The sequence below is a fragment of the Parafrigoribacterium soli genome (genome assembly GCF_040227235.1).
GTDB lineage: Bacteria > Actinomycetota > Actinomycetes > Actinomycetales > Microbacteriaceae > Parafrigoribacterium_A > Parafrigoribacterium_A soli.
On record NZ_JBELNZ010000003.1, the window covers coordinates 572,546 to 588,855 of the forward strand.

The 16,310-nt window shown below is 65.5% G+C and carries 15 protein-coding genes; 7 read left to right on the plus strand and 8 right to left on the minus strand.

Annotation, left to right across the window (positions count from 1 at the left end; genetic code table 11):
• Window positions 1-41 precede the first annotated feature (41 nt).
• A complete protein-coding gene (locus ABUA37_RS11070) occupies window positions 42-1,091 on the plus strand; it encodes a zinc-dependent alcohol dehydrogenase family protein (protein WP_349899250.1) in 1,050 nt (349 codons plus the stop codon).
• A 15-nt stretch (window positions 1,092-1,106) separates the two neighbouring features.
• Window positions 1,107-1,748 (plus strand): hypothetical protein, encoded by a 642-nt coding sequence (locus ABUA37_RS11075; protein ID WP_349899251.1) that lies wholly within the window; start codon window positions 1,107-1,109, stop codon window positions 1,746-1,748.
• Between the two features lie 202 nt (window positions 1,749-1,950).
• On the opposite strand, the gene glpK is transcribed toward ABUA37_RS11075, so the two are convergent.
• Window positions 1,951-3,465, minus strand: coding sequence for a glycerol kinase GlpK (glpK, locus tag ABUA37_RS11080; protein ID WP_349899252.1), 1,515 nt, complete (start codon window positions 3,463-3,465; stop codon window positions 1,951-1,953).
• A gap of 52 nt (window positions 3,466-3,517) precedes the next feature.
• Window positions 3,518-5,242 carry a glycerol-3-phosphate dehydrogenase/oxidase gene (locus tag ABUA37_RS11085; RefSeq protein ID WP_407075372.1) on the minus strand — a complete coding sequence of 575 codons (1,725 nt, stop codon included), beginning with the start codon at window positions 5,240-5,242 and terminating at the stop codon, window positions 3,518-3,520.
• A gap of 117 nt (window positions 5,243-5,359) precedes the next feature.
• Between ABUA37_RS11085 and ABUA37_RS11090 the strand changes: the two genes are divergently transcribed.
• Complete coding sequence (locus ABUA37_RS11090; RefSeq protein ID WP_349899326.1) at window positions 5,360-6,331, plus strand: sugar-binding transcriptional regulator; 972 nt, start codon at window positions 5,360-5,362, stop codon at window positions 6,329-6,331.
• Between the two features lie 165 nt (window positions 6,332-6,496).
• Window positions 6,497-7,477: an MIP/aquaporin family protein gene (locus tag ABUA37_RS11095; protein ID WP_349899253.1), complete on the plus strand. Its 981-nt coding sequence runs from the start codon at window positions 6,497-6,499 to the stop codon at window positions 7,475-7,477.
• Between the two features lie 85 nt (window positions 7,478-7,562).
• Here the strand turns inward: ABUA37_RS11095 and ABUA37_RS11100 are convergent, their stop codons facing one another.
• Window positions 7,563-8,984, minus strand: coding sequence for a DUF6421 family protein (locus ABUA37_RS11100; RefSeq protein ID WP_349899254.1), 1,422 nt, complete (start codon window positions 8,982-8,984; stop codon window positions 7,563-7,565).
• Window positions 8,985-9,166: 182 nt separating this feature from the next.
• Entirely contained in the window at window positions 9,167-9,610 is a 444-nt protein-coding gene (locus ABUA37_RS11105; RefSeq protein WP_349899255.1) for a MarR family winged helix-turn-helix transcriptional regulator, read from the minus strand.
• Window positions 9,611-9,665: 55 nt separating this feature from the next.
• Here ABUA37_RS11105 and ABUA37_RS11110 point away from each other — a divergent pair, with 55 nt between their 5' ends.
• Window positions 9,666-10,034: a VOC family protein gene (locus ABUA37_RS11110; RefSeq protein ID WP_349899256.1), complete on the plus strand. Its 369-nt coding sequence runs from the start codon at window positions 9,666-9,668 to the stop codon at window positions 10,032-10,034.
• A gap of 6 nt (window positions 10,035-10,040) precedes the next feature.
• Here the strand turns inward: ABUA37_RS11110 and ABUA37_RS11115 are convergent, their stop codons facing one another.
• Window positions 10,041-10,880, minus strand: coding sequence for an exodeoxyribonuclease III (locus tag ABUA37_RS11115; RefSeq protein ID WP_349899257.1), 840 nt, complete (start codon window positions 10,878-10,880; stop codon window positions 10,041-10,043).
• A 64-nt stretch (window positions 10,881-10,944) separates the two neighbouring features.
• Here ABUA37_RS11115 and pyrE point away from each other — a divergent pair, with 64 nt between their 5' ends.
• Window positions 10,945-11,496 (plus strand): orotate phosphoribosyltransferase, encoded by a 552-nt coding sequence (pyrE, locus tag ABUA37_RS11120; protein WP_349899258.1) that lies wholly within the window; start codon window positions 10,945-10,947, stop codon window positions 11,494-11,496.
• A complete protein-coding gene (locus tag ABUA37_RS11125; protein WP_349899259.1) occupies window positions 11,496-13,298 on the plus strand; it encodes a hypothetical protein in 1,803 nt (600 codons plus the stop codon). The genes pyrE and ABUA37_RS11125 overlap by 1 nt, the downstream gene beginning before the upstream one ends.
• Before the next feature lie 7 nt (window positions 13,299-13,305).
• Here ABUA37_RS11125 and ABUA37_RS11130 read toward each other — a convergent pair whose 3' ends face one another.
• From ABUA37_RS11130 to ABUA37_RS11140, 3 genes are all read right to left on the minus strand, one after another.
• On the minus strand, window positions 13,306-14,178 hold the full coding sequence (locus tag ABUA37_RS11130) for an ABC transporter permease (RefSeq protein WP_349899260.1): 873 nt from the start codon (window positions 14,176-14,178) through the stop codon (window positions 13,306-13,308).
• Window positions 14,179-14,266: 88 nt separating this feature from the next.
• The gene (locus ABUA37_RS11135) at window positions 14,267-15,328 is read right to left on the minus strand and encodes an aliphatic sulfonate ABC transporter substrate-binding protein (RefSeq protein WP_349899261.1); all 1,062 of its coding nucleotides are present in this window, start codon (window positions 15,326-15,328) and stop codon (window positions 14,267-14,269) included.
• Window positions 15,329-15,391: 63 nt separating this feature from the next.
• Complete coding sequence (locus tag ABUA37_RS11140; RefSeq protein WP_349899262.1) at window positions 15,392-16,279, minus strand: ABC transporter ATP-binding protein; 888 nt, start codon at window positions 16,277-16,279, stop codon at window positions 15,392-15,394.
• Window positions 16,280-16,310: the final 31 nt, after the last annotated feature.

Genomic DNA, 16,310 nt, shown 5'->3' on the forward strand with positions numbered 1-16,310 from the left:
CTTCTCGAATCCTGCTCGGTACACGAAGCTAGGCTGAACAAATGCGCGCAACGGTGATTCATGCTCCCAGGGATATTCGGCTCGACGAGGTTCCAGACCCCGTACTCAGCACCGGCGTCGACGCCATCGTTCGTGTCGTCGCGGCGTGCGTCTGCGGCTCCGACCTCTGGCCCTATCGCGGCGTTCTGCCCACCACCGAGCCCCACCGCATCGGCCACGAGTTCGTCGGAGTCGTCGAAGCCGTCGGCGACGACGTCGAGCGCATCACCGTCGGCGACTTCGTGATCGCTCCCTTCTATGACTGCGACATGACGTGCGTGAATTGCCTGAACGGCGTGAGCACGTCCTGCTTGAACGGCGGATGGTGGGGTGCGGATGATCGCAGCGGCCACTTCGCCGACGGGGCGCAGGGTGAGTTGGTGCGAGTTCCTCATGCCGATGGTTCCCTGGTTGCGACCCCGTCGCATCCGGACCACTCGCTCGTGCCGAGCCTGCTGACGCTCGCGGATGTCATGGGCACCGGTCACCACGCGGCCGTGTCCGCCGGGGTGACGTCGGGCAGCACCGTGGTCGTCGTCGGCGATGGAGCCGTGGGCCTGTGTGCCGTGCTCGCCTCAAAGCGGCTGGGGGCATCCAGGATCGTCATCATGTCAAGGCACGCGGACCGCCAGGCGATCGCCCTCGAGTTCGGCGCGACCGACGTCGTGGAGGAGCGCGGCGACGAGGGCGTCGCGCGGATCCACGAGCTCTTCGACGGCATCGGCGCGGAGTGCGTGCTCGAGTGTGTCGGCACCAAGGAGTCGATGGAGCAGGCGATCAAGTCGGCACGCCCCGGCGGAATGGTCGGGTATGTCGGTTCGCCGAGCGGCGGATCGGAGCTGCCGGTGCGCCCGTTGTTCGGCCGCAACGTCGGCGTGAACGGTGGCGTGGCCCCGGTGCGCAACTACATCGAGGAGCTGCTGCCCGAGGTGTGGGCCGGCAACATCAACCCGGGCCGCGTCTTCGACCTCGAACTGCCGCTGGCCGAAGTCGCCGAGGCGTACGCCGCGATGGATGAGCGCCGGGCAACCAAGGTGCTGCTGCGGCCTTAGCGTCAGGGAGGTTTCATGCGTTCATCAGTTCCGATCCCCGGGAATCCGTGGCCGCACGACATGACCATCACGATCGAAGAGAGCTCTCAGCCGCTCCTCGAGCTACTGTGGGTTCGGGAAGCCTGGGGTCTGCATCCGGTCGGTGACGATCTGCCTCCACTGCTCGCAGATCAGTACGTGAGCGCGCAGCCAGAAGTCGGCATCGTTGAAGAGTTCGCGCGGTGGCAGTATGTCTGGTCCGATCTGTGGGAGGCGTGCGTGAAGCACGCCAGCCTCATCCCTGACCCTTCAGCGTTCGAAAGGCTTCGGGAGACCGCTGACGGGTCCGTCGAGCGCGCCCAGGGGCTGAAGCGGATGTACGGCCGGAGTTGGCGCGACACCTTCGGTGATGCTGCGCTCACGGATCGCTACCGCGCGTGGACTCTGGCGAACTTCGAAGCGCACGCCCGGCTTCGGCCTAAAGACTATGAGGAGGCACCGGAGCGGGTGTCGCTTGCCGCGCTGATTCCCGCCTGGGAGGCAGGACTCAGCAAGATCGTGGTGATTCCGTGTCGGGGTAGCCACACGCGCATCATCGGTGAGCATTCCCTGCTCGTGACGGCCGAGACCCGCAACGATCCGCAGCGCTACAGTGAGGCGCTCGCGCAGTTCCAGTAGGCCAGGCCCGAATCAGCCCGGCTCAACTCGCACGACGTCGGAGCAGAGGCCGAGACGTCGAGTTTCCGACGTCCTTCCTCGGTGAGCAGCTCTGGCTGGCGCTTCAGCAGGACGAGGTGCGACACGCCGCGCCATCCGGTCGGATCACGCGGCGTGTCGCACGTCGTCCTGTTCTGCGCGCCAGACCAGGGGCTATCGAGGGCTACTCGACGTCGTCGTCCACCCAGTCGAAGGTCTTGGTCACGGCCTTCTTCCAGTTGCGAAGCAGGCGCTCGCGTTCTGCCTCCTCCATGTTCGGCTCCCAGCGGCTGTCTTCCTGCCAGTTCGCGCGGAGGTCGTCGAGGTTGTTCCAGAACCCGACGGCAAGGCCCGCTGCATAGGCGGCGCCGAGAGCGGTCGTCTCGGCGACGACGGGCCGCACCACCGGCACTCCGAGCACGTCGGCCTGGAACTGCATCAGCAAATCGTTGGCGATCATTCCGCCATCAACCTTCAGCTCAGCAAGCGGAACACCGGAGTCTGCGTTGACCGCGTCGAGAACTTCCCGTGTCTGGAAAGCGGTGGCCTCGAGCACGGCACGGGCAATGTGGCCCTTGTTGATGTACCGCGTCAGTCCCACCAGCGCGCCACGCGCATCCGACCGCCAGTATGGTGCGAACAGTCCCGAGAAGGCCGGCACGAAGTACGCGCCACCGTTGTCGTCCACGGTCTTCGCGAGTGCTTCGATGTCCGAGGCCGATGAGATCATGCCGAGGTTGTCGCGCAGCCACTGCACCAGCGAGCCGGTCACGGCGATCGACCCTTCGAGCGCGTAGTGGGGCGCCGCGTCGCCGAGCTTGTAGCCGACCGTCGTGAGCAGGCCGTTCTTGGAGTGGATGATCTCTTCACCGGTGTTGAAGATCAGGAAGTTTCCCGTGCCGTAGGTGTTCTTCGCCTCACCCTCGTCAAATGCAGCCTGCCCGAAGGTCGCCGCCTGCTGATCACCGAGGATGCCGGCAATGGGCACCTCGCGCAGCAGACTGGAGGACTCCGCGGTTCCGTAGACCTCGGAAGAGCTCTTGATCGTCGGCAACATGGATGCGGGGACGTTGAATGCGTCGAGAATCTCCTGGTCCCAACTGAGCGTTTCGAGATCCATGAACATCGTGCGGCTCGCGTTGGTTACATCCGTCACGTGCACGCCGCCGTCGACGCCACCGGTGAGATTCCAGAGAACCCACGTATCGGTGTTGCCGAATATCAGGTCACCCGCTTCTGCCTTCTCGCGCGCACCCTCAACGTTCTCGAGAATCCACACGATCTTTGTTCCCGAGAAATAGGTTGCGAGGGGCAAACCGACCTTCGCCTTGAATCGCTCGACGCCACCGTCCTTGGCGAGTCGATCGACGATGCTCTGCGTGCGGGTGTCCTGCCACACGATGGCGTTGTAAATGGGCTTTCCCGTGGTCTTGTCCCAAACCACCGCGGTCTCGCGCTGATTGGTTATACCGATGGCGGCGACATCGTGGCGAGTGATGTCAGCCTTCGAGAGAGCCTGACCGATAACCTCTCGCACGTTGTTCCAGATCTCCATGGCGTCATGCTCAACCCAACCCGCCTTCGGGAAGATCTGTTCATGTTCGAGTTGACCGGTCGACACGATTGATCCGGAATGATCGAACACAATGGCCCGCGAGCTCGTTGTGCCCTGATCTATAGCGACGATGTACTTAGCCATAATTGGTAACTCCTTTGTTTACTTAATGGACGTCGTGTGACGCTGCCGGCGTTCAGATCTGAGCGCCGTGATCATTGGTGAGTTCTCCCACCGTCGAGGCCACCTCCTCCTGACGTTGTTCTTCTGTCCATCCAAGAACGGATGCGAGTTCGCGACTGATCGCGTCCAGAATTGGCAGGGTGACGTTCCCGGCGAACGCGAGACCGGTGCGCCGGAGCACGACGTCTGACAGCCGCACGACCGACTCTCGCTCAATCAGGAATTGGATCTCCGCCGTGCTCAACTGCGGGCACGCGGGAAGCGGCTGATCATCGTTCTCTTCGAGAAAGCGGATGACCTCGCCGGCTCTTGTTCCGTACCGGGCGAAGAGCTGTTCGACGCGGGCAGCGGGCACCGCGGTTGTCGCATTGGCGCTGATCCACGACCTGCGGTCGTTGGCTGTGGCGGGGTATTCACGCCCACCGCCAATCGCCAGCTCGCGAGTGTTGCGCGTGCGCGTCATCCCGAGCGCGGCCAATGCCATGTCTGAGACGCGTTCGCCCAGGGCGCGGAAGGTGGTCCATTTGCCGCCGACGACGCTCAGAAGCGTCGTAGCCTGCGACGAGGGGAGCACGCCGGATTCAACCCGATAGTCGCGCGAGACGAAGCCGGGTTGGGTGTCCTCGTGCTTCGGCAGGGGGCGGATACCGGAAAAGGTGAAGACGATGTCGGATCGGTCCACGGGCACCGTCGGAAAGACGTGCGAGATGAGGTCGAAGAAGTACTGGATCTCTTCCTCGGTACACACTGCTCGCTGAGTCACATCGGCCTCAAGGTCTGTCGTCCCCACCAAAATGCGGCCATTCAACGGGTAGATCAACACTATTCGCCCGTCGTTGTTCTCGAAGAACAACTCTCGAGACGCACAGGCAGCCAGCAGCTCTGGGTTATCCAGAACGATGTGTGAGCCGCGGGTGCCGCCCATGTAGTCGGTCGGTTTGCCCAGAACGAGATCGGTGAGGTCGGTCCAGGGCCCGGACGCGTTGATGACCACGTCGGCCGTGACCGTGAACGTGTCACCGCCGACACCGTCTCGCAGAACTACGCCGCCCTCGACAGCGCCGATGGCCTCCACATAGTTCGAGGCGCGAGCGTTGGGGCCGATGTCTTCACCGTCCATCAAGAGGTCGAGCGCGAGTCGCTCCGGGTCGTGCACCGAAGCGTCAAAGTAGGTAGCCGTGTAGCGCACATCCGGATTGAGTCGGGGTAACTCTGCCAGCGATGCCGCCCGGCCGCGCACCCTGTGCCGCGGCACACTGCCACCGTCTCGGGAGAAGGAGTCGTAGAGCACGAGGCCTATTTTGATGAGCAGTGCGCCGCGTTCCTTCGGCGTTCTCTGCCGGTGGGTCAACAACCGCAGCGGCGCGGCGAGGATGCCGGAAAAAGTCGAGAAGATCGGGATGGTGGTTTCCAGGGGCTTCACATAGTGAGGCGCGAGCCGGAGCAGGCGATTGCGTTCCTGGACGGACTCCCTGACGAGCCGGAATTCCCCGTTCTCCAAATAGCGCACGCCGCCGTGGATCATGTGCGACGATGCGGCGGACGCTCCGGAGCAGTAATCATTGCGTTCGACCAGGATGACGTCGACTCCCTGTAGCGCGAGATCACGAAATATGGAGATTCCGTTGATGCCGCCGCCGACAACGAGCACCTGCGCGTGCGGGCGCTGGATGAGCGCGGTGACGCTGGCGCGACTTTGCTCCTCGTGGGCCTGATGGTGTGAGCGTGAACTTGGCAAAGCTCTGATGCACCTCTTCACTGCGGCATTGCATTGGTGTTTCCTGCGTGGACGTATCCATACTCAAGAGATCAGCGAATTGCTGCAAGCCAAATGAAAATCCGTGCAAGGAGGGCCATGTTCGAGCAAAGTTTTGATGATCTACGTGACAAAACGGCGCCTGCATTGAAGGCAGCTCAGCTGTATTACGTTCACAACCTCACGATGGACACCATTGCGCAGGAGCTTCAAACTTCGCGCTCCACGGTGTCGAGACTCCTCAGTTTTGCGCGTAAAACGGGGCTCGTTGACATCCAAATACGGTCTCCGCACGACCACAGCTCGTCCCTCAAGGCCGCTATTCAGGCGCGGTTCAGCGTTGTCGCGCACATCGTTTCGGTGCCGGGCAACGTGAGTGCCGTCGACCGCCTCGAGCGAGTGTCGATGTCGGCGGCGCGTCTTCTCAGCGTCTTCATCGACTCGAACATGATCATCGGCGTTGCCTGGGGCTCTACGGTGACCGCCGTCACGCGGCACCTGGTGCCCAAGAACATTCACAACACGGAGTTCATTCAGCTCAACGGCGCGGGGAACATCCGCACGAGCGGCGTCGTATACGCCAGCGAAATTCTCCGCCGATTCGGAGCCACGTATTCCGCGAATATCGAGCAGTTCCCGGCCCCCGCCTTCTTTGACAACCCCACGACCAAGGAAGCCTTCTGGAACGAGCGGAGTACGAGGCATCTGCTCAACATTCAGGAGCAGATGGATATGGCGATCTTCAGTGTCGGTTCCCCGTTTTCGAAAGTGCCGAGCCACGTGTACATCGGGGGCTATCTCGATCCCGAGGACATTCAATCGCTCGCCGATTCCGGCGTCGTCGGCGACGTAGCGACGGTATTTTTTCGGGCGGATGGCAGCTACGAAGACGTCCCGCTCAACTTGCGCGCGACCGGCCCTGACTTCGCGGTTCTGAAGCGCGTGGCGCGGCGCGTCTGCATCGTCTCCGGAGTCTCGAAGCTCGCGAGCCTGAAGGGTGCGCTGGCCGCGGGACTGATCACGGACCTGATTGTGGATGAGGCTACGGCGAGGGCGCTCGCTGAAAGTTGACGGCGAGTTGCGCGCGACTCATCAGCAACCGAACACTCGACGTCGAACTGTGCACGTTCGTGCAACTTCGTGTTCAAACGTATTCACGCAGCGCTAGCGTTCTGCACGTCCTCTTAGTGGACACTCGCACGGTGCGAAAGCGACTGACTCAAAGGAGATTCACTTGTGAGTACGATCACTCCAATTCGAAGTGCGCTTCGATCAGGAATTTATAACGGAAGTGGGCTGAAGCGGCTCGGCGGCACGTGGGGAGAGGTACTGGCCGAGTTCTTGGGGACATTCGTTCTCATCGCGCTCGGAGACGGTGTCGTGGCGATGACGGTGGCCGCGCTGCCGGGATCCGGCCGCACGTCTGGGGCAACCACGTTCTTCCTTGGTGCTGGTGACTGGATGCCCATTGCCTGGGGCTGGGCGTTCGCCGTTGCTTTCGGCGTATACATCGCGGGCGGCGTGAGCGGAGCGCACCTCAACCCGGCCGTGACCCTCGCATTCGCCGTGAGGCGCAAGTTCGCGTGGAGGAAGGTCCTCCCGTACATCGTCGCGCAGGTCGTCGGTGCATTTGCGGGTGCCGCGCTTGTCTACGCCGTGTACTGGCAGGCGATCGATGCGTTCAACAAGGCATCGAAGACCGCCCGGGATGCCGCGGGCGGGCTGGCGACGTACTCCATCTTTGCGACGTTCCCCGCTCCGTATTACAACGGCGACAGCTGGGGTCCGCTGCTCGACCAGATCGTGGGTACCGCACTTCTCGTGATGGCGATTGTCGCGCTCATCGATTCGCGCAACACCGCAGTGAAGGCGAACCTCGGGCCGCTCATCATCGGCTTTGTTGTGGCCGCGATCGGCTTGTCGTTCGGCGCCAACGCGGGGTACGCGATCAACCCTGCACGTGACTTCGGCCCTCGACTGTTCGCCTGGATGGCAGGGTGGGGTCAAACTGCACTCCCCGGCACGATCGACGGCTCGTTCAGCTGGTACTTCTGGGTGCCGATCATCGGGCCGCTCATCGGAGGCATCATCGGTGTGCTCATCTACGACCTCTTCATCGGCGACATCCTGCACGCTCGTGCACGCCTGAATGAACAGCCCGAGCCAGGCCGCACCACCGAGACAACGACCGCGACGAGCCCGTCGGACGAGGAATAAGCACCGACGCGGCGCATAACGAAGAGCGGCACCCTTTCCGGAGAGAAACGGCGCCGCTCTTCGTATGTCTCGACGAGACGAACCGTTAGGCGGTGATGCCCGCGGTCGACTCGATGACGTCCTTCATCTTCTTCGACAGCGCCTCGTAGAACATCGACAGCGGGAACTCGTCGTCCAGCACGGCGTTCGTGTACCCCTTGGGCGCGCCGGCGAGCGTCTCGTCCGGTAGTCCCCGGGCCCAGGCGGATGCCGGGTTCGGCGTGAGCGTGGACGACACCAGTTGGTAGGCGGCAAGCCAGTGCGCCGTCTTCGGGCGATCGATGCTGGCCCAGTAGAGGTCGTTGATGGCGTCGGAAAGCTGGATCACGACATCCGGCACCTCGGCCCAGTCGATCGCGAGCTTCGTGTCCGTCCAGTGCAGCACGTCGTGCTGGTGCAACCACGCGAACAGCAACTGGCCGCCGAGTCCGTCGTAGTTGCGCACGCGGCTGCCGGTGATCGCGAAACGGAAGATGCGGTCGAAGATCACCGCGTACTGCACGAGCCTGGCGTGCTCGAGCGTGACCGACTGGATCGGCGTGCGCTCCGCATCCGACAGCAGCGCAAGCGAGCGCTCGATGCGCACGGACTCGCGGAAGGCGGTGAGGTCGCAGCGCAATTCCTCGAGCGAGTAGAGGAAGAACGGCATCCGCTGCTTGATCATGAACGGGTCGAACGGCAGGTCGCCGCGCATGTGAGTGCGGTCGTGGATGAGATCCCACATCACGAAAGTTTCTTCGGTGAGGTGCTGGTCTTCAAGAAGCCGCGCGGCCTCGTCGGGGAGATCAAGTTTCGTGATCTCGGAGGCCGCACGCACAACCCGCCTGAACCGCGCGGCTTCGCGGTCGGCAAAAATGGCACCCCAACTGAAAGTGGGGATCTCGCGCATCGCAACCGTCTCGGGGAACAGCACCGCCGAGTTCGTGTTGTAGCCGTCGGTGAAGTCGAGGAAGCGGATGGGCACGAACAGCTTGTTGGAGTAGTCGCCCGCCTCCAGCTCGCCGACGAATTCCGGCCAGATGACCTCGATCAGCACGGCCTCGGTGAGCCGGTCGGTCGAGCCGTTCTGGGTGTACATCGGAAAGATGACGACGTGCTGCAGGCCGTCAACCCTGTTGCGCTCCGGATGAAACGCCATGAGCGAGTCGAAGAAGTCCGGCACGCCGAATCCCTCGTCGGCCCAGCGCTCGAAGTCCGCGACGGATGCCTCGAGGTACTCGGCATCGTGCGGGAACAGCTTTCGGAAATTCAGGAGTTCGGTCGTAATGGTCTCGACGTGATCCCGCGCTGCCGCGTGCTGGGATGAGTCAGGGATGCTGCCGTCCTGAATTTCCCACGGGCGAAGCGCGCTCGCGGCCTCTTTCAGGGCCAGCCAGGACGGGTGGGTGGCCACGTCCTCGACGACCTCGGGTTCTCCAACGATGGCCTGCACTCCCGCAAAGGAGTCATTCGACGTGATCTGTGACATGGTTCAACCTCCGATCCTGTGGATAAATGCTTTTCATTCGAGGCTAGTCGCGGCGTCGCGGCGTTTGGTTGTGGTCGCCAGCGGATAATTGCGCGCTCGCGAGCCGAAACGCTCGATACCGCCGATGTGCGCCCCTTGTCGGCGGGTTCCGTGCGCGAGACGGTGGGGGCGTGCGCCGAGCGTCAGTCCCACGCGGTCAGGGAGGTGGTGATCGTGCGAAGCAGGCGGACCACCTGCGCGCGTTCGTCTGTGCTGAGTTCCCCCAGCATCCGGTTCTCGACGGACTTCACCGCGGCGCTCGCCGTGTGCAGTTGCGCACGACCGGCTGGCGTCAGTTTCACGGGTAGCGCGCGGCCGACGGGTGCTTGCGCAGGGCGCGAGACGAGCCCATCCTGCTCGAGAGCCTGCAGCAGCACGTTCATCGACTGCCGCGTGACGAAGGCGCCGCGGGCGAGTTCGGAGTTGGACAGGCCCGGTCGCTGGGCGAGCAACTCAAGGCAGGAATAGTGCGTGATCGTTATGCCGAGCGGCCGCAGAACGGTCTCCATGGCCAAGCGGAGCGCGCTCGAGGCCTGCTTGAGCAGGTAGCCCACAGAGGTGTCGAGGTCGATTTCGTCTTGACTCATGTCAATATTCTGACATACGATTAATGTCAAGAAACTGACAAACAAGGAGTTCACCATGGCGGTCACCGGACCAGACTTCATTTCGCTGCAGGTGCGTGATCTCGAGCGCTCTGCCGCGTTCTACGAGCGCTTCCTGGGGCTCACTCGCGCGGCGGGCGGCCCACCGCACGCCGTCGTCTTCGACACCAAGCCCATCGCCTTTGCCGTGCGCGGCATCGTGCCGGATGTGGACCTCGACGCGATCGCCCAGCCGGGGCAGGGCGTGGCGCTCTGGCTGCACGCTCCGGATGCGCAGGACATCCACGATGGCCTGGTCGAGGGCGGCGCCACCATCGTCGCGGCGCCGATCGATGGACCGTTCGGACGCACCTTCACCTTCGCCGACCCGGATGGATACCAGGTCACCCTGCACGATCGTGCCTAGTGCGGCCTAGAAGATCATCGGGCGATCGTCGTCGTCCTCGGTCGCGAGGTCGAGGTCGACGACGACCGGCACGTGGTCGCTCGGGGCATCGCCCTTGCGTTCGTTGCGATGGATGCTCGCCCCTGTGACCAGGTCGGCGAACGACGACGATCCCATGATGAAGTCGATGCGCAGGCCCTCGTTGCGGGGAAAGCGAAGCTGCTTGTAGTCCCAGTAGGTGTAGCCCTCGGGCACGAGCGGACGCACGACATCCGCGAGCCCGGCCGCCTCGAAGGCCGCGAACGCCTCGCGCTCGGGTGGCGAGATGTGCGTGGAGAGGCCCGGCACCAAGGCGGGGTCGCCGACATCCGAGTCGAGCGGTGCGATGTTCCAGTCGCCCATGAGGGCTAGCGGGGTCTTCGGATGCGCCGCCAGCCACGACTGCGTGTCTGCGCGCAGGGCGGCCAGCCAGTCGAGCTTGTACAGATAGTGCGGGTCATCGAGCGAGCGGCCGTTTGGAACGTACAGGCTCCAGAGGCGCACCTCATTGACCGTGACGCCGAGTGCACGGGCTTCCCGCGGCAGGTCTGGCCCCTCCTGACCCTTCAGGAAGCCGGGCATGCCGTCGAAGCTCGTGGCGACATCCGTCATGGGGAGCCTGCTCGCGAAGGCGACGCCGTTCCACTGGTTGAAGCCGTGGATCTCGACCTCGTATCCTGCGGCCTCGAACGCGTCGATGGGGAACTGCTCCGGCTTGCACTTGATCTCCTGCATGGCGAGAACGTCGATGTCTTCGCGCCCGAGCCAGTCGACGACGCGGCCAGCTCGAGCACGGATCGAGTTCACATTCCAGGTGGCGACGCGCATGCCTCAACGCTACCCGAGCGCTCGGTCGGGAGTCAGGGGAACCGCGACCGGTAGAATCGCCGCTGTGACGGATGCGCGACAGCAACTCATTGCCCACATCTCGGCTGAGGCCGTGTTCCACGGGGACTTCACGCTCACGAGCGGCAAGAAGGCCTCGTACTACGTCGACCTGCGCAAGGTCAGCCTCGACCACCGCGTCGCGCCGCTCATCGGGCAGGTCATGCTCGACCTCATCGCCGAGGTGCCGGACGTCAGCGCCGTCGGCGGGATGACGATGGGCGCCGACCCCATCGCCGCGGCCGTGCTGCACCAGGGCGCCGCTCGCGGACTGGACTACGACGCCTTCGTCGTGCGCAAGGAGCCCAAGGACCACGGCCGCGGCCGCCAGGTCGAGGGCCCGGACCTCGAGGGCAAGCGCGTCATCGTGCTCGAAGACACCTCCACCACGGGCGGCTCGCCGCTCGCGGCGATCGAGGCGCTGCTCAAGGTCGGCGCAGAGATCGCCGCCGTTGCCGTGGTCGTGGACCGCAACACCGGAGCCCGCGAGATCATCGAGGCCGCCGGCTACCCCTACTACGCCGCGATCGACCTGGCCGATCTGGGCCTCGATACCTGATGGACGACGAGAAGCGCCGCGATGCCGCACAGTGGCTTGCGGCGCAGTTCGGCGGCGACGACGAGGACGAGACCGCGGATGCCGCCGTCGAGCGCGACGCGGCCGACCCAGCGGTGGGCGACGGTGCAGACAGCACTGCGGATGTAGCTGGCGGTACTGCGGATGCCCAGGACAGCACGGCGGATGCCCACGGGCGTTTCGCGGAGTCGAACGCGGCGCCGACCCCCGTCGCGCCCTGGAGTGCGGGAGTTCCCGCGAGCCCGGCGCCTCCTGCGAGCACGGGCGCGACCCCAAACCCATTCGTGGCGTCAGAGGCGCCAGCGCCCGCGAAGCCATTCCCGCTGTCGACTCCACCGTCCGAGGCTCCCGCCGCTCCCACGTCCGGCGTGCCGCCCCTCGCAGGTTCTACGCCCCCATCCGCAGCGCCAACCCCCGTCACTCCCGCGAAGTCCGCGTCCGAGGCTCCCGCCTCTCCCACGCCGCCAGCCCCGGAAGCACCGACTCCCGGCGCGCCGGTCAGTGGTGCTGCCGCTTCGTCGAGCGGCTTCAGTTGGGGGCTGAGGCCGAGCGGCACCACCCCCTCGGATGCGGCGGCGGCGCAACCCGTCGCCCCCACCCGGATGCCAACGTCGCCGACGACCGCCCCGCCTCCGGTAACCTCGCCCGGTCTGGTGGTGCCCCCGCCCGCCGCGGTCGTGCCTCCCGCCACTGCTTCGCCCCCCGTAGACCCGCCGACCGGCGCACCGCTGTCGGCGGCTCCGACCACCGCTCTGCCGGAAGCGACCCCGCCCGGCCTGGTTGTGCCTCCGCCCATGGTTACGCCGCAGTCACCACCCGAGCTGGTCCAGCCGCCCGGTCACGAACCGCAGCCGGTCGACAGTTCGCTTGCCGGCCCACCCGCCTCCGACTCCGAGCCGCGCACCATGGCGCTGCCGTGGGAGAGCGCGGGCACCGAGCTCTTCACACCCGCGGCTTCGGCCGGTCCGATCGCGGAGCCCGCAACGGAACTGCTCAGCGGCTTCGAGACCGAAGCTGCGGATGCCGCGGCAGCAGCATCCGTCGACGCGCTGTTCGGCGAGCACCGGTTCCGTGACTACGAGGCGCAGCCTGCGGCAGCCGCAGAAGCCCCGGTCGCCGCCGCTCGCGCGCCGCGCGCGCCGTTGCCTCGGTCGCAGAAGACCCTGCTGTGGATCGCCGGAATCTTGGCGGCGCTTCTCGTGCTGATCGCGCTCTTCTTCCTCGGCACCAAGATTCCGCGCGCGGGCGCCGCGACCCCGGTGGTCACACCGACCGCGAAGGCCTCGCCCACGCCGTCGGCCACCCCAACGCCGGCGCCGGTCGGACCGGTCGCTGCCGGCAGCTACAAGTGGAACCTCCTTCGCGGCGGCGAATGCATCTCGCCGTTCGAGTCGCCCTGGGCGGAAAAGTTCACGGTGGTGGACTGCGCGAGCCCGCATCCGGCCCAGTTGGTCGCGCGCGGCACCTTCGTCGAGCCGACCGCTGCCGCGAGCGACCCTGCGGCGCCGGCCACCCCGTCGGTCGGCGGTCAGCCGGCGGCGCCCTCGGCGTACCCCGGCGTGGCCGCGCTGCAGGCACAGATCAACCTGCTGTGCAGCGCACCCACTGTGATCGATTTCGCGGCCGCGGGCGCCTACAACGACATCCAGTTCACGGCCAGCTACCCGGCGAACGACAAGCAGTGGGCGAAGGGTGACCACGACTACTACTGCTTCGTTACGCGATCCTCGGGTGAGCCGCTGACCACGAGCGTGGCCGTGGCACCGGCACCTCCCGCGGCCTGACGCGCAGCTAAGCCCACTTCTTATTGGCCCACTTCTCGAACAGGCCGATCAGGGCATCCGTGAACTTGCCGATGACGGCGAGGAGCACGATCGCGAGGAACAGCCGGTCGGTGCGGCCATTGTTCTGCGAGTCGATGAGCAGGAATCCGAGCCCCATGGATGACGCGATCAGCTCGGCCGCGACAAGAAACAGCCAGGCCTGAGCGAGCGCGAGCCGCAGACCGGAGATCACCGCGGGCAGGGTCGCGGGAAGCTGCACGGTGACGAACAGTTTCACGCCTCGCAGGCCGAACGCGCGTCCCGCCTCCACGAGCTGGCGGTCGACGTGCCGAAGGGCCGTCGCGACGGTCGTGTAGACGGGAAAGAACGCACCGATCGCGATGAGTGTGATCTTCGATTCCTCGCCGATCTTCATCCAGAGGATGAGGAGCGGCACCCAGGCGAGCGAAGGCACGGCCCGCAGGGCGCCGAGCGTCGACCCGAACACGATGTCCCACAACCGGGAAAGGCCGACGAAGGCGCCGAACGCGAGTCCGAGTGCCGCCCCGATGGCGAAACCAATGAGGGTGCGCTGAACCGAGATCGCGACGTAGAGCCCGAGCAGCCCGCGGTGGGCCAGGTCGAAGCCGGCCTGCACCACCATGAGCGGCGTCGGCAGTTGGGCGACCGTGAAGGCACCGGATGTCGACAGCACCTGCCACAGCACGAGGATCGCGAGCGGCAGAGCGAAGAGCCCGACCGTGCGCACCCATCGACGAGACGTCCACGCCACGCGTGGGACGCGGGATCCGGCGGGCGCGAGGGAGCCCGTTGCGGCGATCGGACCGACCCGGGATGTCGTGCCCGTGCGCAGCACGCCTTTATTCACCGAATCGGTCATCGGTCTCTCGTCCATTCCCGTTGCGTGAGATGCCACTTGTGGGTGCTACGGGGTCGCCATGACCCCCGCAAGTGGCATCTCGCGTGAATTACTTGATGCTGGGCTTCGCGTTCTTCACGAAGTCGGGGTCGAGCAGCACCTTGAGTGCGTCGTCCACCTGCGACTGCTTCGCGACGTCACCGGATGCGACGTAGATCGGTCCGACCTTCTTCAGCACCTTCAGCTGGGCCGCGCCGGGCAGCGGCGAGACGTCGAGGTTCGTGCGCTCGGCGATCACCTTCGTGGCGACCGGCTCGGTGATACCGGCGACGTTGCTGAGGATCTTCGCGGTCTCGTCCGGGTGCTTCTGGGCCCAGGCGCGGGCGTACTCGTACACGTTCACGACCGTCTGGGCGACATCCGGCTTGCCCTTGGTGAAGGCCTCGGTGGCGTTCAGGAAGCCGTAGGTGTTGAAGTCGACCTTGCGGAAGATGAGCTTGGCACCCTGGGTCTCTGCGGTGGCCATGATCGGGTCGAGGCCGGCCCAGGCATCCACCGATCCGTTCTGCAGTGCGGCCCAGCCGTCGGCGTGCTGGAGATTGATGATGTCCACGTCGTCGGTGGTGAGTCCGTTGGCCTCGAGCGCCTGCAGCAGGAAGAAGTAGGGGTCGGTGCCCTTGGTCGCCGCGATCTTCTTGCCCTTGAGCTGCTTCACCGAGGTGAACTTCGAGCCGGGACCGACGACGATGGCCGACCACTCGGGCTGCGAGTAGATGTCGATCGTGCGGATGGGGGAGCCATTCGACCGTGCGAGCAGAGCGGCGGATCCCGCGGTCGATCCGATATCGATGGCGTTGGCAAGCAGCGCCTGGTTGGCCTTGTTCGATCCGGCGGACTGCAGCCAGTTCACGGTGATGTGCTGCTTCTTCAGGGCGGACTCGAGCCAGCCCTGGTCCTTGATCACGAGGCTCAGCGGGTTGTACGTCGCGAAGTCGATGTTGAGCGTTCCGCCCTCGGTGACGGTGGCGGAGGTCTTGTCGCCGGAGGTGTTGGCCTTGGCGGCGGAGCCCTCACCGGGCACGCAGCCGGCGAGCGCGAGGCTCGCGGTGATCGCGACCGCAACCGCGATGGTTGCCGTACGGAGGGTCGACGTGATGCTGTGACGTCTCATGATGCTTCTCTCTGTGGTGATGGGGTGCGCGATTGCTGGTGAATCTGGTGCGGTGACGCCGGGTCAGTACGGGAAGACCGGCATGGCGGCTCCGGACGAAACGCCCCGCGGATGCCCGTGCCGGTTCACACCGAGACCCGCGAGCAGTTCCGCCCGCAGTTCGGCGAGCTCTGCCGACCCACGGTCGCGGGGCCGCGAGCCGGGCACCGTGAGGATCTGCTTGATCGTGGATCCCGGTCCGTTCTCGTCGGTTCCGAGGAGGATCACCCGGTCGGACAGCTGCAGCGCCTCATCGACGTCGTGGGTGACAAGCAGCACGGTGGTCGGCGCTGCGGCGAGAACCTCGAGCAGCAGGTCCTGCATCTTGAGTCGCGTGAGTGCGTCGAGGGCGCCGAAGGGCTCGTCGAGCAGCAGCACGCCGGGGTTGCGGGCGAGCGCGCGGGCGAGCGACGCCCGCTGCGCCATGCCGCCGGAGATCTCGCGCGGCCGGTGGGTGGCGAACTCAGAGAGTCCGACGAGTTGCAGCAGTTCGGCGACGCGCCGCTTGCCATCCTCGCGCGGCGTGCCCTCCGGCAGACCGAGCTCGACGTTGGCCTCGATCGTGCGCCAGGGCAGCAGGCGGGGTTCCTGGAACGCGACCGCGCAGCGCGGATCGATGCCGCTGCGCGATATCCCGTCGATCGTGATCGTGCCCGCGGATGCCACATCCAGTCCCGAAGCGATGCGCAGCAGGGTGGACTTGCCGCATCCGCTCGGTCCGAGGATGGACACGACCTCGCCGGCCGCCACCGTGGCGTTCACATCGCGCAACACCTGGTGGGCCTCGCCCTGTGCGGCACCACGCTTGCCGAGGGGCGCGGGAAACGCGCGGCCGACGGCGGAGAGCACTACGTCGAACGCGGTGTTGACGCGCGGCGTCACGGCCGGTGGCGGCGAGACGGCTGTCGACATGCGGACTCCGAGCGAGTAGCGAGAGAGGCGC